The 21,627-nt window shown below is 59.9% G+C and carries 19 protein-coding genes; 9 read left to right on the plus strand and 10 right to left on the minus strand.

Translation table 11 applies throughout. From position 1 onward, the window contains the following. Nucleotides 1–12 precede the first annotated feature (12 nt). The 9 genes from AO068_RS22905 to AO068_RS22940 all read left to right on the plus strand — a co-directional run bounded on the left by AO068_RS22905 (nt 13) and on the right by AO068_RS22940 (nt 10,200). Nucleotides 13–1,692, plus strand: a complete 1,680-nt coding sequence (locus AO068_RS22905; RefSeq protein WP_005735082.1) for a flavin monoamine oxidase family protein — start codon at nt 13–15, stop codon at nt 1,690–1,692. Between the two features lie 15 nt (nt 1,693–1,707). Beyond that, nucleotides 1,708–2,502 carry a carbon-nitrogen hydrolase family protein gene (locus tag AO068_RS22910; RefSeq protein ID WP_058409536.1) on the plus strand — a complete coding sequence of 265 codons (795 nt, stop codon included), beginning with the start codon at nt 1,708–1,710 and terminating at the stop codon, nt 2,500–2,502. A gap of 182 nt (nt 2,503–2,684) precedes the next feature. Next, nucleotides 2,685–4,994, plus strand: coding sequence for a pyrroloquinoline quinone biosynthesis protein PqqF (gene pqqF, locus AO068_RS22915; protein ID WP_058409537.1), 2,310 nt, complete (start codon nt 2,685–2,687; stop codon nt 4,992–4,994). Between the two features lie 135 nt (nt 4,995–5,129). Beyond that, nucleotides 5,130–5,204, plus strand: coding sequence for a pyrroloquinoline quinone precursor peptide PqqA (gene pqqA, locus AO068_RS27505; RefSeq protein WP_003422658.1), 75 nt, complete (start codon nt 5,130–5,132; stop codon nt 5,202–5,204). 88 nt (nt 5,205–5,292) lie between these two features. After that, nucleotides 5,293–6,204, plus strand: coding sequence for a pyrroloquinoline quinone biosynthesis protein PqqB (gene pqqB, locus AO068_RS22920; protein ID WP_058401010.1), 912 nt, complete (start codon nt 5,293–5,295; stop codon nt 6,202–6,204). An 8-nt stretch (nt 6,205–6,212) separates the two neighbouring features. Further along, the gene (gene pqqC / locus AO068_RS22925; RefSeq protein ID WP_054076639.1) at nt 6,213–6,968 is read left to right on the plus strand and encodes a pyrroloquinoline-quinone synthase PqqC; all 756 of its coding nucleotides are present in this window, start codon (nt 6,213–6,215) and stop codon (nt 6,966–6,968) included. Next, entirely contained in the window at nt 6,965–7,249 is a 285-nt protein-coding gene (gene pqqD, locus AO068_RS22930) for a pyrroloquinoline quinone biosynthesis peptide chaperone PqqD (protein WP_005744034.1), read from the plus strand. Before pqqC ends, pqqD begins: the two co-directional genes overlap by 4 nt. Next, nucleotides 7,242–8,411, plus strand: a complete 1,170-nt coding sequence (gene pqqE, locus AO068_RS22935; RefSeq protein WP_058409538.1) for a pyrroloquinoline quinone biosynthesis protein PqqE — start codon at nt 7,242–7,244, stop codon at nt 8,409–8,411. The genes pqqD and pqqE overlap by 8 nt, the downstream gene beginning before the upstream one ends. After that, nucleotides 8,374–10,200 carry a S9 family peptidase gene (locus AO068_RS22940; protein WP_058409539.1) on the plus strand — a complete coding sequence of 609 codons (1,827 nt, stop codon included), beginning with the start codon at nt 8,374–8,376 and terminating at the stop codon, nt 10,198–10,200. The genes pqqE and AO068_RS22940 overlap by 38 nt, the downstream gene beginning before the upstream one ends. A gap of 55 nt (nt 10,201–10,255) precedes the next feature. Here AO068_RS22940 and AO068_RS26220 read toward each other — a convergent pair whose 3' ends face one another. The 10 genes from AO068_RS26220 to bioB form a co-directional block, all read right to left on the minus strand. Continuing rightward, entirely contained in the window at nt 10,256–10,417 is a 162-nt protein-coding gene (locus tag AO068_RS26220; RefSeq protein ID WP_002555565.1) for a YqaE/Pmp3 family membrane protein, read from the minus strand. 403 nt (nt 10,418–10,820) lie between these two features. Further along, nucleotides 10,821–12,599, minus strand: coding sequence for an acyl-CoA dehydrogenase C-terminal domain-containing protein (locus tag AO068_RS22945; RefSeq protein ID WP_058409540.1), 1,779 nt, complete (start codon nt 12,597–12,599; stop codon nt 10,821–10,823). Nucleotides 12,600–12,768: 169 nt separating this feature from the next. After that, nucleotides 12,769–14,067, minus strand: a complete 1,299-nt coding sequence (locus AO068_RS22950; protein WP_058409541.1) for a GGDEF domain-containing protein — start codon at nt 14,065–14,067, stop codon at nt 12,769–12,771. A 376-nt stretch (nt 14,068–14,443) separates the two neighbouring features. Further along, a complete protein-coding gene (locus AO068_RS22955) occupies nt 14,444–16,249 on the minus strand; it encodes a phenylacyl-CoA dehydrogenase (protein ID WP_058409542.1) in 1,806 nt (601 codons plus the stop codon). A gap of 348 nt (nt 16,250–16,597) precedes the next feature. After that, nucleotides 16,598–16,894 carry a hypothetical protein gene (locus tag AO068_RS22960; protein WP_054985662.1) on the minus strand — a complete coding sequence of 99 codons (297 nt, stop codon included), beginning with the start codon at nt 16,892–16,894 and terminating at the stop codon, nt 16,598–16,600. A gap of 154 nt (nt 16,895–17,048) precedes the next feature. Continuing rightward, entirely contained in the window at nt 17,049–17,729 is a 681-nt protein-coding gene (bioD, locus tag AO068_RS22965; RefSeq protein WP_058409543.1) for a dethiobiotin synthase, read from the minus strand. Nucleotides 17,730–17,759: 30 nt separating this feature from the next. Continuing rightward, on the minus strand, nt 17,760–18,569 hold the full coding sequence (bioC, locus tag AO068_RS22970) for a malonyl-ACP O-methyltransferase BioC (RefSeq protein WP_058409544.1): 810 nt from the start codon (nt 18,567–18,569) through the stop codon (nt 17,760–17,762). Next, nucleotides 18,562–19,293, minus strand: coding sequence for an alpha/beta fold hydrolase (locus tag AO068_RS22975; protein WP_058409545.1), 732 nt, complete (start codon nt 19,291–19,293; stop codon nt 18,562–18,564). Before AO068_RS22975 ends, bioC begins: the two co-directional genes overlap by 8 nt. Beyond that, nucleotides 19,286–20,476, minus strand: a complete 1,191-nt coding sequence (bioF, locus tag AO068_RS22980; RefSeq protein ID WP_058409546.1) for an 8-amino-7-oxononanoate synthase — start codon at nt 20,474–20,476, stop codon at nt 19,286–19,288. The genes AO068_RS22975 and bioF overlap by 8 nt, the downstream gene beginning before the upstream one ends. Before the next feature lie 64 nt (nt 20,477–20,540). Beyond that, nucleotides 20,541–21,599, minus strand: coding sequence for a biotin synthase BioB (gene bioB, locus AO068_RS22985; protein WP_002555574.1), 1,059 nt, complete (start codon nt 21,597–21,599; stop codon nt 20,541–20,543). Nucleotides 21,600–21,627: the final 28 nt, after the last annotated feature.

Consider the following 21,627-nt stretch of genomic DNA (forward strand, 5'->3'; position numbering starts at 1 on the left):
TCAAGGTCCGTCATGAAGAACAACCGTCACCCTGCCAACGGCAAAAAGCCGATCACCATGTTCGGCCCCGACTTCCCCTTCGCCTTCGATGACTGGATCGAACACCCGAAAGGCCTGGGCAGTATCCCGGCTGAAAATCATGGCGCGGAAGTGGCGATTATCGGTGCTGGTATCGCCGGGCTGGTGGCGGCCTACGAGCTGATGAAGATGGGCCTCAAACCAGTGGTGTACGAAGCCTCCAAGATGGGTGGGCGGTTGCGTTCGCAAGAGTTTGAAGGTGCCAAAGGCATCGTTGCCGAACTGGGCGGCATGCGTTTTCCGGTGTCATCGACCGCATTCTTTCATTACGTCGACAAACTGGGCCTTGAGTCCAGGCCCTTTCCTAACCCGCTGACCGCCGCTTCCGGCAGCACCGTCATCGACCTGGAAGGCACCACCTATTACGCACAAATGCTCTCGGATCTGCCGGCGCTGTTTCAGGAAGTGGCCGACGCCTGGGCCGACGCACTGGAAAGCGGCTCGCAGTTCGGTGACATCCAGCAGGCTATCCGTGACCGTGATGTGCCGCGCCTCAAAGAGCTGTGGAACAAGCTGGTGCCGCTGTGGGACGACCGCACCTTCTACGATTTCGTCGCGACGTCCAAGGCCTTCGCCAAACTGTCTTTCTATCATCGCGAGGTGTTCGGTCAGGTAGGCTTCGGCACCGGCGGCTGGGACTCGGATTTCCCCAACTCGATGCTGGAAATCTTCCGCGTGGTGATGACCAATTGCGATGAGCACCAGCACCTGATCGTCGGCGGCGTGCAGCAGGTGCCGGTCGGTTTGTGGAGCCACGTGCCCGAGCGTTGCGCACACTGGCCCAAGGGCACCAGCCTGTCTTCGCTGCACCGTGGCGCACCGCGTCCTGGCGTAAAACGTATTGCTCGGGCCGAGGACGGAAGCTTTTCCGTGACTGACAACTGGGGCGACACCCGGCAATACGCCGCCGTGCTGACCACCTGCCAGAGCTGGCTGCTGACCACGCAGATCGAGTGCGAAGAATCGTTGTTTTCGCAGAAGATGTGGATGGCCCTGGATCGCACACGCTACATGCAATCCTCGAAGACGTTCGTGATGGTCGACCGTCCGTTCTGGAAAGACAAGGACCCGGAAACCGGTCGCGACCTGATGAGCATGACCCTCACCGACCGCCTGACCCGTGGCACGTACCTGTTCGATAACGGCGACGATAAGCCGGGCGTGATCTGCCTGTCTTACTCGTGGATGAGCGATGCGCTGAAGATGCTGCCGCAGCCTATCGAGAAGCGTGTGAAGCTGGCGCTTGATGCGCTGAAGAAGATCTATCCGAAAGTGGACATCGCGGCGCGCATCATCGGCGACCCGATCACCGTTTCCTGGGAGGCCGACCCGCACTTCCTGGGTGCCTTCAAAGGTGCGCTGCCGGGCCATTACCGCTATAACCAGCGCATGTACGCGCACTTCATGCAGCAGGACATGCCCAGCGAACAGCGCGGCATGTTCATCGCCGGTGACGATGTATCCTGGACACCGGCCTGGGTTGAAGGCGCAGTGCAGACATCGCTCAACGCCGTGTGGGGCATCATGAACCACTTCGGCGGCAAGACTCACGCCGAGAACCCCGGCCCCGGGGACGTGTTTCATGAAATCGGCCCGATTGCACTAGGCGACTGACAGAAGGAAACCCCCATGCGCATTGCGCTGTATCAATGCTCGCCGTTGCCGCTGGATATAAGCGGCAACCTGACGCGTCTGGAACACCAGGCCCAGACTGCCGCAGAGCAAGGGGCACAGCTGCTCATCTGCCCGGAAATGTTCCTGACTGGCTACAACATCGGAGCCCTGGCAGTCAGTGAACTGGCGCAATCGCAGGACGGTCCGGCAGCGGCGCGCATTGCCGCCATCGCGCAAGCCAGCGGCATTGCGATTCTGTACGGCTACCCGGAGCGCGGGCCTGATCAGCAGATCTACAACGCCGTGCAGTTGATCGACAGCCAGCGCACACGTCTGTGCAACTACCGCAAGACCCATCTGTTCAGTGAGCTGGACAGGTCGATGTTCGCAGCAGGCGAGGATCATTACCCGGTGGTCGAATTGAACGGCTGGCGGCTGGGCATGCTGATTTGCTACGACGTGGAGTTCCCTGAAAATACCCGTCGGCTTGCGCTGGCAGGGGCCGAACTGATTCTGGTGCCGACCGCGAACATGCTGCCTTACGACTTTGTCTGTGAAGTGACCGTACGGGCGCGAGCGTTCGAGAACCACTGCTACGTGGTGTACGCCAACTATTGCGGCAGCGAAGGCGCGATTCGTTACTGCGGGCTCAGTAGCCTCTGCGCACCGGACGGCAGCCGCCCGCTGCTGGCAGGTCAGGACGAAGGCTTGCTGGTGGGGACGCTGGACAAGGCATTGCTGGCCCAGGCCAGGACGGTGAACGACTATTTCGTCGATCGTCGACCGGGGCTGTATACGTCGCTGACTTGATCCCGAGGCGTCACGCTCGGCGCTCCTACACTGGAGTGACAATCTCGATTATCGTGCGACGCTCCGCGTCGGCATGCAGTTCTGGATGCTCCGCGTCCTGCCTTGGTTCAGCCATGCTCGCGAACTTCGCCGGTTATCCGCTAGCATGATGCTTTGCATTCCCTGCCGCCGTGGACACCCTCATGCCTGCCCCGCCTTCCTCTGACATCAAACGCCTAACGCTGGCCAACGGCCTGAATGTGGTGCTGTGTCACGAACCGCGCCTCAAGCGCTGCGCAGCTTCATTGCGCGTAGCGGCGGGCAGCCATGATGCGCCGCAGGCCTGGCCCGGGCTGGCGCATTTTCTGGAGCATCTGTTGTTCCTCGGCACCGAGCGCTTCCCTGCCAGCGAAAACCTGATGACGTTCGTGCAGCGTCATGGCGGTCAGATCAATGCCAGCACACGCGAACGCACCACTGACTTCTTCTTTGAGCTGCCGCAGGCGGTCTTTGCCCAAGGGCTGGAGCGACTGTGCGACATGCTCGCCCGTCCGCGCATGACCATGGCCGATCAACTGCGCGAGCGCGAAGTGCTGCACGCCGAGTTCATCGCCTGGGTCGGCGATAGCGCAGCACGCGATCAGGCGCGCCGGCTGGCACCGATCAATCCACAGCATCCACTGCGCGGCTTTCATGCGGGCAATCGTTACAGCCTGTCAGTGCCCAACCCGGCTTTTCAGCAAGCGTTGCAGGACTTTTATCGATGCTTCTATCAGGCCGGACAGATGACCCTGTGCCTGAGTGGGCCGCTACCAATCGCCGAGCTGGAAACGCTGGCAATCAACCATGGCGCAATGTTCGCCAGTGGTGTGAAGGTCATACAGCAACCGCCCCCACCGCTGATTGCCAGTCGTCCAAAGGCTGACGAGCAAAACCACCTGCTGTTTGCCTTTGAGGACTTGCCGGAAAAGTCTGACGAAGCGGTGGCGTTCTTCTGTCACTGGCTTAATGCAGCTCAGCCGGGCGGACTGATTGCCGAGCTGGCCGACAGGGGCTGTGCCAGCTCCCTGAAAGCCGCACCGCTGTACCAGTTCGGCGGGCAGCTCTTGCTGGATATCGAATTGAAAGATGCCCTCACGAACACTCTCACCCTCAACAGCCTGTTTTTCAGCTGGCTCGATTTTTTCAAGGCTCACTGGCCGGTGCTGGTCGAGCAATATCAACGCCTCGAACAGCGCCGCCTGCACATGCTCGGTGCGTTGGCGCTGGCACATCATTACTGTCGCAAGACGCCTGCACAGTTAAGCGAGCAAGGCAAAGAGGCATTGCGCGTGCTGCTTGAACACTTCACGCCCGACGCGCTGGTCAGCTTCGCCATTTCCGACCATCACAGCATTGAGCAGGTCAATTGGCGTTTGCCAGCGCCGAATCCGTTTCTCGGTACGGTAATCAATAACAGCGATGAAGCCGCGTTTTATCTGCGTTGGGAACTGCCCTCCCCGCAGCCAGCCCTCTGGCGGATGCTCGATGCAGGGCTAAAGCCATTGATCGAAGACGCACGTCAGGCTGGTGTGGCCCTGACGTTCAGTGCTTACGGGCCTTATTGGCAGCTTCAACTGAACGGCCTGCGCGAGCCGATGGTTGCGGTTATCGAACACGCCCTGCATCGCTTGCAGCACCCTGAGCCCGCATCGCTGGCAGGCGACGAGCCTGAGTTGATTCCGATTCGTCAGTTGCTCAAACAGCTTGCCGATCATTACCTGAGCAGCGAACCGCAACTGACGGTTGGCGATCTGCCGAGCGTATGGGCGGCTTCGCGCTGGATCAGCTTCGCGAGTGGCTTGTGTGCTGCCAGCCAGCCCCTGATAGACGCCACATTGAAAGCAGCACCGGGCGTTCGGCAACCAGACTCACCAACGCTGCCCGCCACTCGCCCTGGCAAGCGCTGGGCGACTGAAGCGTCGTCCTCGTCGGAAGACGCGGTGCTGGTGTTTTGCCCGGCCCCTACGGCCTCCATTGCAGATGAAGCTGACTGGCGGCTGCTCGCACACGTATCACAAGCGCCCTTCTACCAGCTGCTGCGGGTCGAGCTGCAATTGGGTTACGCCGTGTTCAGTGGCATCAGGCAGATCAGCGGACGGACCGGGCTACTGTTTGGCGTTCAATCGCCCTCCTGCGAAGCAGCGCAGCTTTTTCAGCACATTGAGGCGTTCATCGGCAGCTTGCCCGAGCAGATTCACGATGCAGATGTGCCTGAGCAGATAAAAGCCCTTTCAGCCCAATTCGAGCCGTCGAGCATGCCGGACCAGCAGCAGGCAGACATGCAGTGGCAAGCGCATCTTGCCGGGCATCAGGGTAGCCACTCGCAGGCGTTACAATGTGCTCTGTCAAATCTGGATACACACTCGTTACTCGCTGCTGCGGAGCAACTGACCAATGCCACTGGCGGCTGGCTGATCGTGGCCAATCGCCCTGCCAGCGCGGCCATCCCGCTATCCTTACCTGAACGGTAATGGTCTTTCCTGCAGATTCCAGTCCTGCGCAATTGTTAAATTGAGTAACATAGCTCCCTAACTATCTGAACGTATGCCTTCAGCGATGCACTAAGATGTAGTCACCAACCGCAGCACTTATCCGAGGAGATTTTTATGTCGTGGACTAAACCTGCTTACACTGATCTGCGTATCGGTTTTGAAGTCACCATGTACTTCGCAAGCCGTTGATTTCAGTACGCTGTGAAGCCTCGGTTCGCCGGGGCTTTTTTTATGGTTGTGGCTGTTTTTTATTTCAGAACGTGTGCCAGGAGCTGTCATGTACATCCAGATTCTAGGTTCTGCTGCTGGCGGTGGATTCCCCCAGTGGAACTGCAACTGCGTCAATTGCGCAGGTTTTCGCGACGGCAGCCTGCGTGCCCATGCGCGGACCCAGTCGTCGATTGCGCTGTCCGACGACGGTATCAACTGGGTGCTGTGCAACGCCTCACCGGACATTCGCGCGCAATTGCAGGGCTTTGCGCCGATGCAGCCCGGGCGCGCCTTGCGCGACACCGGCATTAGCGCCATTGTGCTGATGGACAGCCAGATCGACCACACCACCGGCCTGCTCAGCCTGCGTGAAGGCTGCCCGCATCAGGTCTGGTGTACCGACATGGTCCATGAAGACCTGAGCACCGGCTTCCCGCTGTTCGAAATGCTCAAGCACTGGAACGGCGGCCTGAACTGGAACCGTATTGAGCTGCAAGGCAGCTTCGTGATCCCTGCCTGCCCGAACCTGCGCTTCACGCCCTTCCCGCTGCGCAGCGCCGCGCCACCGTATTCGCCGCACCGTTTCGACCCGCATCCGGGCGACAACATCGGCCTGCTGGTCGAAGACACCCGCACCGGCGGCAAGCTGTTCTACGCGCCGGGCCTGGGCAAGGTCGATGAGGCGCTGGCCGAGAAAATGCGTGATGCCGACTGCCTGCTGGTCGACGGCACAATGTGGGATGACGACGAAATGCAGCGCCGTGGCGTCGGCACGCGAACCGGCAGGGAAATGGGCCATCTGGCGCAGAACGGCCCCGGCGGCATGCTGGAAGTGCTCGAAGGCTTCCCCGAGCAGCGCAAGGTGCTTATCCATATCAACAACACCAACCCGATTCTCGACGAAGACTCCCCGGAACGCGCGGAGCTGGTTCGTCGCAACGTCGAAGTGGCCTTCGACGGCATGAGCATCGAGCTTTAGGAGCTGACATGAGCGAATCGACTGCGCTGTCCCCCGCCGAATTCGAACAGGCCTTGCGCGCCAAGGGCGCCTATTACCACATCTACCACCCGTTCCATGTGGCGATGTACGAGGGCCGCGCGACCCGCGAGCAGATTCAGGGCTGGGTCGCCAACCGCTTCTACTATCAGGTGAACATTCCGCTCAAGGACGCGGCGATTCTGGCCAACTGTCCGGATCGCGAGATCCGTCGCGAGTGGATTCAGCGCTTGCTTGACCATGACGGTGCTCCCGGCGAAGACGGCGGCATCGAGGCCTGGCTGCGCCTAGGCCAGGCCGTGGGGCTGGACCCGGACCAACTGCGCTCGCAGGAACTGGTGCTGCCAGGCGTGCGTTTTGCCGTCGACGCCTACGTGAACTTCGCCCGCCGCGCCAACTGGCAGGAAGCGGCCAGCAGCTCGCTGACCGAACTGTTCGCGCCGCAGATCCACCAATCGCGCCTAGACAGCTGGCCGCAGCATTACCCGTGGATCGACCCGGCCGGCTACGAGTATTTCCGCACACGCCTGGGCCAGGCCCGACGCGACGTGGAACACGGCCTCGCCATCACGTTACAGCACTACACTACATATGAAGGCCAGCAGCGCATGCTGGAAATCCTGCAGTTCAAGCTCGATATCCTGTGGAGCATGCTCGATGCGATGTCCATGGCCTACGAGCTGAACCGCCCGCCGTATCACAGCGTTACAGACCAAAAGGTCTGGCATAAGGGGATTACGCTATGAAGCACGATCCGCAGTTCCGAGCGTTGACACCCAAATGGCATCAAGGCTATCGCTTTCAGTACGAGCCTGCGCAAAAGGCGCATGTGGTGCTCTACCCTGAAGGCATGATCAAACTTAACGAGAGCGCGGCACTGATTGGCGGGCTGATCGATGGCAAGCGCACCATCACCGCCATCATTCATGAGCTTCAGCAGCAGTTCCCCAATGTTCCCGAACTGGGCATGGACGTCGACGAGTTCATGGAAGGCGCCAAGAAGAAAAACTGGATCGATCTTGTCTGACATTGCCCCCGTCACCAACACCCCGTACATACCGCCCACTCCCGAGGTCGGGCTGCCATTGTGGCTGCTCGCCGAGCTGACCTATCGCTGCCCATTGCAATGCCCGTATTGCTCCAACCCGCTGGATTTTGCCAAACAGGGCCAGGAGCTGACCACCGAGCAGTGGTTCAAGGTCATGCAGGAAGCGCGGGAAATGGGGGCGGCGCAGATCGGTTTTTCCGGCGGCGAGCCGCTGGTGCGCCAGGACCTTGCCGAGTTGATCGCCGAAGCCCGGCGTCTGGGTTTCTACACCAACCTGATCACCTCGGGCATCGGCCTGACAGAAGAAAAGATCATCGCCTTCAAGGAAGCAGGCCTGGACCACATCCAGATCAGCTTTCAGGCCAGCGACGAGCAGGTCAACAACATGCTCGCCGGCTCGAAAAAAGCCTTCGCGCAAAAACTGGAGATGGCCAAGGCCGTCAAAAAGCACGGCTACCCGATGGTGCTGAATTTCGTCACCCATCGGCACAACATCGACCGCATCGACAAGATCATCGAGCTTTGTCTGGCGCTTGAAGCGGACTTCGTCGAACTGGCAACCTGTCAGTTCTATGGCTGGGCACACCTGAATCGCCTCGGCCTACTGCCGACCAAGGATCAACTGGTCCGTGCCGAAGCCGTTACCAACGAGTACCGCGCCCGGCTGGAGGCAGAGAATCATCCGTGCAAGCTGATTTTCGTCACGCCTGATTATTACGAAGAGCGTCCCAAGGCGTGCATGAACGGCTGGGGCAATATCTTCCTGACCGTGACACCAGATGGCACCGCACTGCCCTGCCACGGCGCACGGCAGATGCCGATCCAGTTCCCCAACGTGCGCGACCACAGCATGCAGCACATCTGGTACGACTCGTTCGGCTTCAATCGCTTTCGCGGTTACGACTGGATGCCCGAGCCGTGCCGTTCGTGTGACGAGAAGGAAAAGGACTTCGGCGGTTGTCGCTGCCAGGCCTTCATGCTGACCGGCGACGCCGCCAATGCCGACCCGGTGTGCAGCAAATCCTATCACCACGGGATCATCACTCAGGCTCGTGACGAGTCCGAAACCGCTACTCAAACCATTGAAGAGCTGGCCTTTCGTAATGACCGAAACTCACGACTCATCGCAAAATCCTCCTGAACGCCTGAGCGCCGCACAAGCGGTTGCCGCAGGCGTCGACTTCGCCGAACTGGATGTCAGCTCGGCGGGCCTTTTCTGGAACGAATACCGCCCCGAAGACGGCGCCTGTCGTATCTGGCACTGGTACGCGAACAGCAAGCGCTGCCTGACGCCACAAGGCTTCAGCGTGCGCAGCCGGGTGTATGAATACGGTGGTGGTTCGTTCTGTCTGGCCGACGACGCGCTAGTGTTCGTCAATGAGCGCGACCAGCAATTGTACCGCCAGGCGCTGGACCCCAGCGCGCCGGTTGCGCTGACGGAGGGCGACAAGCGTTATGGCGGCCTGTTCTTCAGCGGTGGTCAGATTCTCGCCGTTGAAGAAGACCACAATACCCATCGGCTGGTCGCTATCGATCTGGCTGACGGGCAGCGCCGATTGCTGGCAGAAGGTGCTGACTTCTACGCAGCGCCGATAATCAGCGCCGACGGCAAACGCTTGGCCTGGATCGAATGGCAACGCCCGCATCAGCCGTGGACCAGCACCAGGTTGATGTGTGCAGCGAGACAAGACGACGGCCACTGGGGCACTGCGCAGTGTGTTGCAGGCGACGGCGCGCAAGAGTCACTGCAACAACCGCGCTTCGATGCCCACGGGCGGCTGTATTGCCTGACTGACCGCGCGGGCTTCTGGCAGCCGTGGGGTGAATCGCCTTCAGGGTTTGCGCCGCTGCCCGCCAGCCCGGCCGATCACGCTTCCGCGCCTTGGCAACTGGGCAGCTGCACCTGGCTGCCGATCAACGATGGCTATCTGGCGAGCTGGATCGAAGACGGCTCCAGTGTTCTGGGGCTTTGTCAGGCTGACGGCAGCGTCGAGGATTTCAGCGTTGGTTACAGCCGCTTTCGCAGCCTCGCCATTGACGAAGAGTTCGTCTATTGCATCGCGGCATCCGCGGTGAGCACATCTGCCGTACTGGCTATTTCTCGCCATGACGCCGGTGTGCAGGTGCTTGCCGGGGGAGGCTCGCCGCTGCCGCCCGAACTGATCAGCCGCCCTCAGCCGCTGCGTTATCCCAGCGGTGGAGCCGAGGCCTACGGCTATTTCTACCCGGCCATGACCGGCGCGCAAAAGCCGCCACTGGTGGTGTTCATCCACGGCGGCCCGACTTCCGCCTGCTACCCGGTGCTGGACCCGCGTATTCAATACTGGACACACCGCGGCTTCGCCGTGGCAGACCTCAATTATCGCGGCAGCAGCGGCTACGGTCGCGTCTACCGGCAAGGCCTGCACCTGACATGGGGCGTGGCGGACGTGGAAGACGCCTGTGCGGTTGTCACGCATCTGGCGGGGCGTGGCCTGATTGACCAAGGACAGGCCTTCATTCGCGGCGGCAGCGCAGGCGGTTACACCACGCTTTGTGCATTGGCCTTCAAGGATGTGTTTCGTGCAGGGGCCAGTCTGTATGGCGTCAGCGACCCGGTGGCGCTGGCCAGGGTCACGCATAAATTCGAGGGCGATTACCTGGACTGGCTGATCGGCGACCCGGACAAGGACATCGAGCGCTACCAGGACCGAACGCCGCTGCTGCACGCAGACAGAATCAAGGTGCCGGTGATTTTCTTTCAAGGCGAGCTGGATGCCGTGGTAGTGCCCGAACAGACCCGGGCCATGCTCAAAGCCCTGCAAGACAACGGTATCAAGACTGAAGCGCACTTCTACGCAGATGAGCATCATGGATTCCGCAAGGCAAGTAACCTGGCAGATGCTCTGGAGAAGGAATGGCGTTTTTATCGGGAGGTGCTTGATGCCTGATCAAGCCGTGTGATCGTTCCCGCAGCAGGGAACGATCAACGAGTGCGACAAGGTCTTACTTACGCGAGACGATGATGTAGATCGCGTGGATGATTCCCGGGATGTAACCCAGCAGGGTCAGCAGGATATTCAGCCAAAAAGCGCCGGCAAAGCCTACTTGCATGAACACGCCTACCGGGGGCAGCAGAATGGCGAAAATGATACGAATGATGTCCATGGAAAGCTCCTGATTGAATTGGCTCTGATTGGCCATACAGCTAATCGACCCTTGCCGTCGGTGAGGGTTCAACCGGCTCTGGCACGACGCCATTATTCTTTCTCGGGAGATGACTGCCACACGCATGGGTAGTGCATGCGCAAGACAGAATTCTGCGGGCAGGGAAAACCGAATCGTTAAAACGCAGACAAAGAAAACCCCGCCTAAGCGGGGCTTTCCAGACTGTTTCCCTGATTTCCCTTTCACCCCACCGTCCTGGCAGGCTTCCCTACGTGTCCCTGTTATGTCTTGTTGCGCGTCCTGCGCTACGTCCATGGGTGAAGATTAACTTTGGATCCCTTTTTTGGGAAGAGGCCAATGTGCACTACGTCGTGTAAGTTAATGCTTACACGACTTTTTCAAGTCAGAATTGTGACGCCTCCAGCAGGAACAGCGATTCGCTGCCAGCACGCACCGAAGCATCCAGCGAGTGGATACGTGGCAGCAGGCGCGCGAAGTAGAAGCGTGCGGTGCCCAGCTTGCTCGCATAGAACTCCTCCTGCTGCTCTTTACCGAGCGCTGCCTTGGCCATCATCGCCCACATGTAGGCGTAGGCGGTGTAACCAAACAGATGCAGATACTCCACGGATGCAGCGCCGATTTCATTGGGGTTGCCGCGCGAGCGGTCCAGCACCCAGCCAGTCAGCTCATCCAGCATGTTCAAGGCTTTTGCCAGCGGCTGGGTGAACTCGTTGAGTGCGCTATTTGCGCCATTGATGAACTGGCGCACTTCATCCGAAAACAACTGATAGAACGCGCCGTTCGAACCGACGATCTTGCGTCCCACCAGGTCCAGCGCCTGAATGCCGTTGGTGCCCTCGTAGATCTGCGTGATGCGCACGTCACGCACTAGTTGCTCCTGGCCCCACTCGCGGATGTAACCGTGGCCGCCGAAAACCTGCTGGCCATGCACGGTGGTTTCCAGACCGATATCACTCAGGAACGCCTTGGCGACCGGGGTCAACAGCGCCACCAGATCATCGGCACGCTTGCGCGCGATATCGTCTTCGCTGAACTTGGCGATATCCAGTTGCAGGGCTACGTAGCTGGAAAACGCCCGACCGCCTTCGTTGAACGCCTTCATGGTCAGGAGCATGCGACGCACGTCAGGATGGACGATGATCGGGTCAGCAGCCTTGTCCTTGTTCTGCGCACCGGTCGGGGCACGGCTCTGCAGACGGTCCTGCGCATACTCGACGGCGGCCTGATAAGAGCGCACGCCAGAGGCCAGGCCCTGGATACCGACGCCGAGGCGCTCGTAGTTCATCATCGTGAACATCGCCGCCAGCCCTTTGTTCGGTTCGCCGATCAGGTAACCAGTGGCGGCGTCGAAGTTCATCACACACGTTGCAGACGCCTGGATGCCCATCTTGTGCTCGATCGAGCCACAGCTGACGGTGTTGCGCTCGCCAAGGCTGCCGTCGTCGCCGACCATGAACTTGGGCACCAGAAACAGCGAAATGCCTTTCGGCCCAGGCGGTGCATCCGGCAGCTTGGCCAAGACCAGATGAATGATGTTTTCGGTCAGGTCGTGTTCGCCGCCGGTGATGAAAATCTTGCTGCCGGTGATCTTGTAGGCACCGTCAGCCTGCGGTTCGGCCCGGGTGCGAATGATGCCCAGGTCAGTACCTGCGTGGGCCTCGGTCAGGCACATCGAACCGGCCCAGACGCCTGAATACATATTGGGCAGAAATTTGGTCTTGAGCGCTTCGCTGGCGTGGGTGTCTATCGATACGCAGGCGCCGGACGTGAGCATCGCGTACAGACCGAACGCCAGGCTGGCAGAGTTGAGCATCTCTTCGACCTGGGCCGACACCACCTTGGGCATGCCCATGCCGCCAAACTCGGGATTGCCGCCTACACCGACCCAGCCGCCCTCAGCGTAGGTCTTATAGGCCTCGGGGAAACCTGCAGGTGTGGTGACGACGGTGTCCTTCCAGTGACAGCCCTCCTCGTCACCGTTACGGCTCAGCGGCGCAATGGTCTTGCTGGTCACTTTACCGGCTTCTTCGAGAATGGCTTCGACCGTTTCAGCGTCGACTGTTTCGGCCAGCTCGGGCAGTTGAGCCCAGAGCTTTGAAACCTCGAAGACTTCATTGAGGACGAAGCGCATATCGCGCAGTGGCGCTTTGTAGTCAGCCATGGCAAACCTCGTGAACACGGAGCGAAATTCTGTTGGAGGCTGATCGATGCATGCACAGACGCAGATCAGCAGTCGAGTTTCACGAGTCTACCCGAACAACATTTCAGAGACATAGGGTCGTGTCATGACTGAATAGTCACGGCAGGTCACGAGAAATAGCAGGATTGCCTCAGGTGGCCGCTTCGGTCGTACGAACAGCACCGCGCCGGTTCAACTGCCCATAAGCGACCACGCAGTTGCGCCCGGCCCCCTTGGCCGCATACAGCGCCTGGTCAGCACTCTTGAGCACCTCTTCCGGCGTGCGATGCTCCGGCTGGCGTTCGGCAACGCCGATACTGACCGTTACCGACACGCTGCCTGCCTGCGCTCCACCGCGGCGTTGTCGGCCTTGCTGATCATCCTGAGGACGACTGTCCTTGTTGCGCAGCTGAATCTCGTAATTGGCGATGGTCTCGCGGATGGCTTCCAGATGCGGCATGCATTCATCAATGCTCTTGGCGGCAAACACGATGGCGAACTCTTCGCCACCATAGCGATACGCCTTGCCACCACCGTTGGTGATTTTCGACAGTTTGCTGGCCACCAGACGCAGCACCTGATCGCCCACATCGTGGCCGTGGGTGTCGTTGAATTTCTTGAAGTGATCGACGTCGCTCATCGCCAGCACGTAGTTGCGTCCCAGACGCTGCATGCGCTCATTGAGCGCCCGGCGACCAGGCAGTCCGGTCAGTTCATCCCGGAAGGCCATCTGATACGCCTCGTGAGCCACGGCGGCGGCAATCATCAGCATCACCTGACTGCAGAGGATATTCAGCGTGAACGGCAGGATGAAGGTTTTCGGCAGTGCCCAGAATAATCCCAGCAGGCCGACAATCTGCGCGGCGTGCAGCGGTCGCGGTTTTTCCAGGTATTGCCAGATCAACACCCCGAATGACACCAGGAACATGGCATAGGACAGCTGAATCAGACTCATCCATGCGCCATGCAAAGCAGGCCAGCGGATATCGGCCAGCCAGACTTGCAGTTCGACCGGATAACTCTGTTCAAGACCCAGCGCCACACTGCCTACTGCCACCAATACCGCTAGCCGCGCGACCATGTCCTGAAACAGATGCGTACGCTCTTCCCACGCGGCATACAGCCCGAACAGCACCGGCAGCAGCAGGCAGACCAGGTGGAAAATCACCGCTGCATCCTCACGGACCTTGCCGTTATCACGGTAAAAGTCGGTCTGGGTATCCAGCAGGTAGTAGGCGATATACACCGTGAGCATCAGAAACAGCTCGCGCTGACGCCGGTAAACACAGCAATACGCACCGCCCAACAGCAGGACCAGCGTGGGCAGCACATTGAAAAGCGATGTGAAGAAGACGTTCAGGTCCTTTACGTACGCAGCCGCAAGCCCCGCCACCAGCAGACCCAGTGATGGCAAAAAATGACTCAATCGCGCAGCTGATGGACGCAACAAAAGGGGTTATCTCCTACCCGGCATCTGAATGAATGGCTGGCCTGATGGCATTGTGCCCTCCGCCAGCGAACAATGCATCGGCAGGATCACTAAACGAGCTACTTTCTGTAACGGCAGGAGTTGGAAAATGTTTATTGCGGAAGTCGCGGGCGTTGGTGCTGCCTGTATCCCGGGCTGGATTGAGTGATGCGCCATGGCTGTGATGTGACGCAGAGCGTCACGAAATGCATGACCACACGGAGCGTGGGAAAGAGCCTTATCGGGGGTCAGCGCTCCCCCAAGTCTTGTTGGGATTGGTGTTAACAATGAGCCAAAACGCACCCATAAAAAAACCGCCTGATCAGCGATCAGGCGGTTTTTATGACCGAAGCGAAGCTTAGTAAGCCAGGCCGAAGTCTTCTTCTTTCATGTCCATCAGGTTGGCAGCGCCCGACAGGATGGCGGCAACGTGCGTGCGAGTGCGCGGCAGGATGCGCTGGAAGTAGAAGCGCGCGGTCTGGATCTTGGCGCGGTAAAACGCCTCGTCCGACGTACCGGCAGCCAGCTTCTCGGCCGCAAGACGCGCCATGTCGGCCCAGAAGTACGCCAGGCAGGCATAACCGGAGAACATGATGTAGTCCACCGAAGCGGCGCCGACTTCTTCGCGATCCTTCATGGCCGCCATGCCGACTTTCAGGGTCAGATCGCCCCACTCCTTGTTCAGCGCGGACAACGGCGTCACGAATTCCTGAACGGCTTCATTACCCTCATTGCCCTGACAGAACTTGTGGACAATCTTGGTGAAGCCCTTGAGCGCTTCGCCCTGGGTCATCAGCACTTTACGGCCCAGCAGGTCAAGAGCCTGAATGCCAGTGGTGCCTTCGTACAGCATCGAAATCCGGCTGTCGCGAACGTTCTGTTCCATGCCCCACTCGGCAATGAAACCGTGACCGCCGTAGATCTGCACACCGTGGTTGGCGGCTTCAAAGCCCACTTCGGTCATGAAGGCCTTGGCAATCGGCGTCATGAACGCCAGCAAGGCGTCGGCGGCTTTCTTTTGCTCCGGGTCTTCGCTGTACTTGACGATATCGACCTGTTTGGCCGTGAAATACACCATGGCACGCGTGCCTTCGGCAAAGGCCTTCATGGTCAACAGCATGCGGCGCACATCTGGATGGACGATGATCGGGTCAGCGGCCTTGTCCGGTGCTTTAGGGCCGGTCAGCGAACGCATCTGCAGACGGTCACGGGCATATTGCAGGCCACCCTGGAAAGCCACTTCGGCATGCGCCAGACCTTGCAGTGCAGTGCCCAGACGCGCGGTGTTCATGAACGTGAACATGCAGTTCAGGCCCTTGTTCGGCGGGCCGATCAGGTAGCCGGTAGCGCCGTCGAAGTTCATCACACAGGTAGCGTTGCCGTGGATGCCCATCTTGTGTTCGATGGAGCCACAGTTAACCGCGTTGCGCTCACCGATGCTGCCATCGGTAGCCGAGAGGAACTTGGGCACGATGAACAGCGAAATGCCTTTGGTGCCAGCCGGTGCGTCCGGCAGGCGCGCCAGCACGATGTGGACGATGTTATCGGCCATGTCGTGTTCGCCAGCGGAAATGAAAATCTTGGTGCCGGTAACCTTGTAGGTGCCGTCAGCCTGAGGTTCAGCCCTGGTGCGCAGCATGCCCAGGTCAGTGCCGCAGTGAGATTCGGTCAGGCACATGGTGCCGGTCCATTCGCCGGAGACCAGCTTGGTCAGGTAGGCGTCCTGCTGCTCGGGGGTGCCGTGCTCGGAAATGGTGTTCATCGCACCATGCGACAGGCCAGGGTACATGCCCCATGACCAGTTCGCTTCGCCGACCATCTCGCTCACCGCCAGACCCAGCGACTCGGGCAAGCCCTGGCCGCCATGCGCAACGTCATGCGCCAGACTCGGCCAACCGCCCTCGACAAATTGCTTGTAAGCCTGCTTGAAACCGGTCGGTGTCTTCACGCCCGACTCGCTCCAGGTGCAGCCCTCGGTATCGCCCACCCGGTTCAGCGGTGCCAGAACCTGCTCGCAGAACTTGGCACCCTCTTCGAGAATGGCGTCGACCATGTCCGGGGTGGCGTCATGACAGGCTGGCAGACTTTGATAGTGCGCTTCATAACCGAGCAGCTCATCACGGACGAAACGAATATCACGCAAGGGGGCCTTGTAGTCAGGCATAGCGATAAACCTCTGCTGATGAATCCTGGAACGAATGACCGGGCGGTCGCTGAAAGCATAGCCTCAAGCACCAGACAATCTCGTATGCCTTGCGGTCAAACAGGTGTTTGAAACATACGTTTACGCCTAAACCTTGTCAATAGCGAAGCGCGCACCATTCGTCCACGCTGCTCCACAGACCGCGCAGGCAAAGGCATCAGGCGCAGGAAAAACGTAAGCGCAAGTTTAGTAGAGGGCGGAAGGTGTTACGGGGGCGATACAGGAGGGTGATGGCAGGCAATTCAGCAAACGACGCCGTGCAGGTGTGGCACGGCGTGGGCGTTACACGAAGCTTTAGAACACAGGATGTTAAGCGTAAGTGTCGATCAGAGTGCCAAGCGCTTCGTCGCTGGCCTTTTGAACCGCAACCCCGGCTTCGACCTGAGTCTTGCCGGCGTTGAGCTCGACAATATTGGCAGACAGGTCAGAACGCTGGCTGCGGTCGACGGAACGCAGGTTTTCGAGCTGAAAGTCGGAAGACTGGCTTCTGCCCGACACTTCGATATTGGAGCTGGCGATCTGGGTGGCCGCCTGATCCACACGACCTTGCCCGACCTGCATAGCGCTCAGGCCCGGATAAAGGGTGTTGTTCATGGTGATTTGCATAAGCCGATCCTCAGTTCAAAAAACGAACACGTGCCATTGAACCAGCATTTGCGCAGAAATACTCGACAAATAGACTAATGGCACTAGGCCGCATGATAGCCTGACTCTTGAAAAAACCAAAACAACGTTGCCTGTCAGCAAGATAGCGATGCTGTCAGCGCAGTTGCCCTAATTCAAGGTATTGCGCCACATTTCCGGCGCTCGCCTCGTTCAATCGTGGCACGCGTCCAAGACAGGGTGCAGGCAGACGCTCGACCAGCGTGGCGAGGTTTTCCTCAAGCCGCGAGGTGTTTGCGTCTATGACGTTGGCCACCCAGCCTGCCAGGTGCAGACCGTCCCGGGCGATGGCTTCGGCAGTCAGCAGCGCATGATTGATACAGCCCAGACGCACGCCCACCACCAGAATGATCGGCAGATCCAGCGCAATGGCCAGATCGGACAGGTTGCTCTGCCCGGCCAAGGGCACGCGCCAGCCGCCAGCACCTTCGATCAAGGTGAAGTCAGCCTGTTTATCCAGAATATGCCGCATCGAATGCAGCAACGAGTCGACCGTCAATACGACACCTGCCTCGCGCGCGGCTAGATGCGGCGCAATGGCCGGTTCGAAAGCCAATGGATTGACTTCATCATAATCCAGCTCGATAGAGCACTCGGCCTGCAAGGCCAGCGCGTCGGAATTGCGCAGTCCCTGTGCAGTCACTACGCAGCCGGACGCCACAGGCTTGCCCGCCGCTGTGCTCAAGCCCTTCAACCGGGCAGCATGCAGCAAACCGGCAGCTACCGTGGTCTTGCCAGCGTCGGTATCGGTTCCGGTGATGAAATAGGCAGCGCTCATCTCGGTAATCTTCCTTATAACGTGGAGCCGTCAGGCTTTTTCAAGCACTGCGTACACCACTTGATAGGTAGCGGGCAGACCGGCTTCCTGACGGAAAGCTTCGTAGGCCTGAACCATGCCCTTGATCCGCTCGCGTCCGGTCAGGCCACTGGGCCGCCCAGGGTTGAGGTTGTGCGCCCCGAGCGCCTTCAGCTCATGCGTCAGGCTGCGCACATCGGGGTAATGCACCACATGCGGGCACACGTCCAGGCTGCGCACCTGTAAACCGCTGGCAGCGCACAACTGACGATAATCTTCTTCGTGACGAAAGCGGTTCACATGCACCTGGCCGTCGACTGCCTGCCAGCTGTCGCGCAACTCGTACAGCGTGCCGACACACAGGCTGGCGAAGGCAAACACACCTCCAGGTTGCAATACACGGTGAGCTTCACGGAGCACCGCGGCGAAATCCGCACACCACTGCACGGCGAGGCTGGAGAAAATCAGCCCGCAACTCTGATCACGCAGTGGCAGGTGCTCGGCATCACCTGCCACAAAGTGCTGTGCACCACCCAATGGCTGCGCATGCCGCAACATGCCTTCGGCGATATCCAGCGCTATACCTTCGCTGCCACTGAAAACCTGATCCAGTGACCGGCTGAAATAGCCAGTGCCGCTCCCCAGATCCAGCCAGCGAGTCGGACTGAACTGCGCAGGCAGACGCGACAGCAGCTCGCTGCCGACGCTGCGCTGTAGTTCGGCCACGCTGTCATAGCTGCCCGCGGCCCGGGAAAAGGACGCGGCGACCTGCCGTTTGTCAGGCAGGACAGAGGGCGGCTTGGGCATAGAAAGATCAGTCATCGTCCAACTCGTGCAGAAAGGCGTGGATCGCAGCGGCTACTCCATGGGGATTTTCCACAAGGAATGCATGGCTGGCCTGTTCGATCAGACCGACCTCGACATCCGGCAACAAGGCCAGCAGATCACTTGCTGCTTCAGCCGGCACGAATGCATCGAGTCCGGCAAACAGGTGCAGTTGCGGGCCGCGATAGGTTTGCAGCGCGCCACGTGTATCGAGTTGCTGGAGTATCTTCAGGCCATCGACCAAAGCGGTTTTGGAGCTGTGCGGCGCGCCAGCCTTGAGCAACCGGGCGAGACCGCGTGAGTCTTCTGCGCCTTGCGTACATAACAGGCTGAAACGCTTGAGGGTCGCGTCAGGGTCAGCGGAACAGCCAGCCAGAAACGCATCGAAATCCTGCGCGGGCATCGCATTCGGCCACGCGCCCTGGTTGACGAAACAGGCATTACTGGCCAGGGTCAGCAGCCCGCAGCAACCTTCGCCACGCCGTGCTGCAAGCTCGGCGGCAAGCATGCCGCCCAGCGACCAGCCGCCCAGCCAGGCGTTATCCGGCAGGTTGGCATCCAGTTCGTCGAGCCAGTCAGGCAGGTCGCAGCTGTCGATATCCGGCAACGGCTCGATTTCGACCCGCAAGTGCTCGTCAAGCCCGCGCAACGCGGCGGCAAGCGGCTCCAGCGGCGAAACGCCCAGCCCCCAGCCCGGCAGTAGAATCAAACGATCACGCATGGACGGGCTCCGTGGATTCACTTGCATCCAGCAGCGGGTAGCACTGCTCCAGAGCCTCTAATAATAGCTGTACGTCGGCCTCGCTGTGCGCGGCAGACAACGTTACGCGCAATCGGGCACTGCCCGCAGGCACGGTCGGCGGACGAATCGCCGTCACCAGCAAGCCACGCTCACGTAGCAACTGCGACAGACGCAGAGCCCGTCCGGCATCGCCGATCATGATTGGCTGGATCGGCGTAAAGCTGTCCATCAATTGCAGGCCGATCTGCTCGGCACCCTGACGAAACTGCTGGATCAGGCTCGCCAGATGCTCGCGACGCCAATGTTCGTTACGCAGCAATTGCAGGCTTTTCAAGGTCGCGCAGGCCAGCGCAGGTGGCTGGCTGGTGGTGTAAATGTAGGGTCGGGCGAACTGGATCAAGGTTTCGATCAACTCTTCACTGCCGGCCACGAATGCTCCAGAAGTGCCGAACGATTTACCGAGGGTGCCGACCAGTACCGGCACATCCTCCATGCTCAGGCCGAAGTGCTCGACGATTCCGGCACCGTTTGCACCCAGCGGCCCGAAGCCGTGGGCGTCATCCACCATCAGCCAGGCACCCTTGGCCTTCGCAGCCTGCGCCAGCGCAGGCAAGTCAGCGATGTCACCATCCATGCTGAACACACCGTCAGTGACCACCAGCGTATCGCCCACGGATTTCTCCAGGCGGCTTGTCAGGCTGGTCACATCGTTGTGCAGATAGCGCGAGAACCGTGCGCCGCTGAGCAGACCGGCATCCAGCAGCGAGGCATGATTGAGGCGGTCTTCCAGCACCGTATCGCCCTGCCCGACCAAGGCTGTCACCGCGCCGAGGTTGGCCATATAGCCATTGGAGAACAACAACACACGAGGACGACCGGTCAGCTCGGCCAGCGCTTCTTCCAGTTCGTGGTGCGGCGTACTGTGGCCGATCACCAGATGCGACGCCCCGCCGCCCACGCCCCAACGCTCGGCACCTGCCTGCCAGGCGGCGATCACTTCCGGATGGTTGGCCAGGCCCATGTAATCGTTGTTGCAGAACGCCAGCAATGGCTGACCATCGACAACCACCTGCGGACCTTGCGGGCTTTGCAGCAATGGGCGCTGACGGTAGAGATGTTCGGCGCGACGGGCGTCGAGGCGCGTGCGGAGATCGAAAGACATGCAGGCCCCGGTCCGAAAGATGGCAATTCAAAACGGGCCGGAGCAGGCCGGCCCGTTCAAGGGGTCAGGCAGAAGCAGCGTCGTAGAACATCGAACTGCTTTGCTGTTCGACCAGCGCCTGTTCGATGGCGGCCTGATGCACTTCATCAGCATGGCCTTCGCCCGCTTCGGGCTTGATGCCCAGACGGGAGAACAACAGCATGTCCTTGTCGGCTTGCGGGTTGGCGGTGGTCAGCAGCTTGTCGCCATAGAAAATCGAGTTGGCACCGGCGAAGAAGGCCAGCGCCTGCATTTGCTCGTTCATCGCTTCGCGCCCGGCAGACAACCGCACGTGGGACTGCGGCATGAGAATCCGTGCCACCGCGAGCATGCGGATGAAGTCGAACGGGTCGACGTCTTCGGCGTTTTCCAGCGGCGTACCGGCAACCTTGACCAGCATGTTGATCGGCACCGACTCCGGGTGCTCCGGCAGGTTTGCCAGCTGGATCAGCAGCCCGGCGCGGTCATCGAGGGACTCGCCCATGCCCAGAATGCCGCCCGAGCAGATCTTCATCCCGGCATCTCGCACGTAGGCCAGGGTTTGCAGGCGCTCGCTGTACGTACGTGTGGTGATGATGCTGCCGTAGAACTCCGGCGAGGTGTCGAGGTTATGGTTGTAGTAATCCAGGCCCGCAGTGGCCAGCGCTTCGGTCTGCTCCTGATCGAGACGGCCCAGGGTCATGCAGGTTTCCATGCCCATGGCTTTCACGCCTTTGACCATCTCCAGCACGTAAGGCATGTCCTTGGCGGAGGGATGCTTCCAGGCCGCGCCCATGCAGAAACGGGTCGAACCAATGGCTTTGGCACGCGCTGCTTCCTCAAGCACCTTCTGCACTTCCAGCAGTTTTTCTTTCTCAAGACCGGTGTTGTAGTGACCGGACTGCGGACAGTACTTGCAGTCTTCCGGGCAAGCACCTGTCTTGATCGACAGCAGCGTGGAAACCTGCACACGGTTGGCGTCGAAATGAGCGCGGTGCACCGTTTGCGCCTGAAACAGCAGGTCATTGAATGGCTGTACGAACAGCGCCCTGACCTCGGCTAAAGTCCAGTCGTGACGCAAAGTGGCGGTGGTGCTGGCGCTCATCGGGCGGCTCCTTGGTGTTTCTGGGCAA

Source organism: Pseudomonas sp. ICMP 3272 (genome assembly GCF_001466905.1).
GTDB lineage: Bacteria > Pseudomonadota > Gammaproteobacteria > Pseudomonadales > Pseudomonadaceae > Aquipseudomonas > Aquipseudomonas amygdali.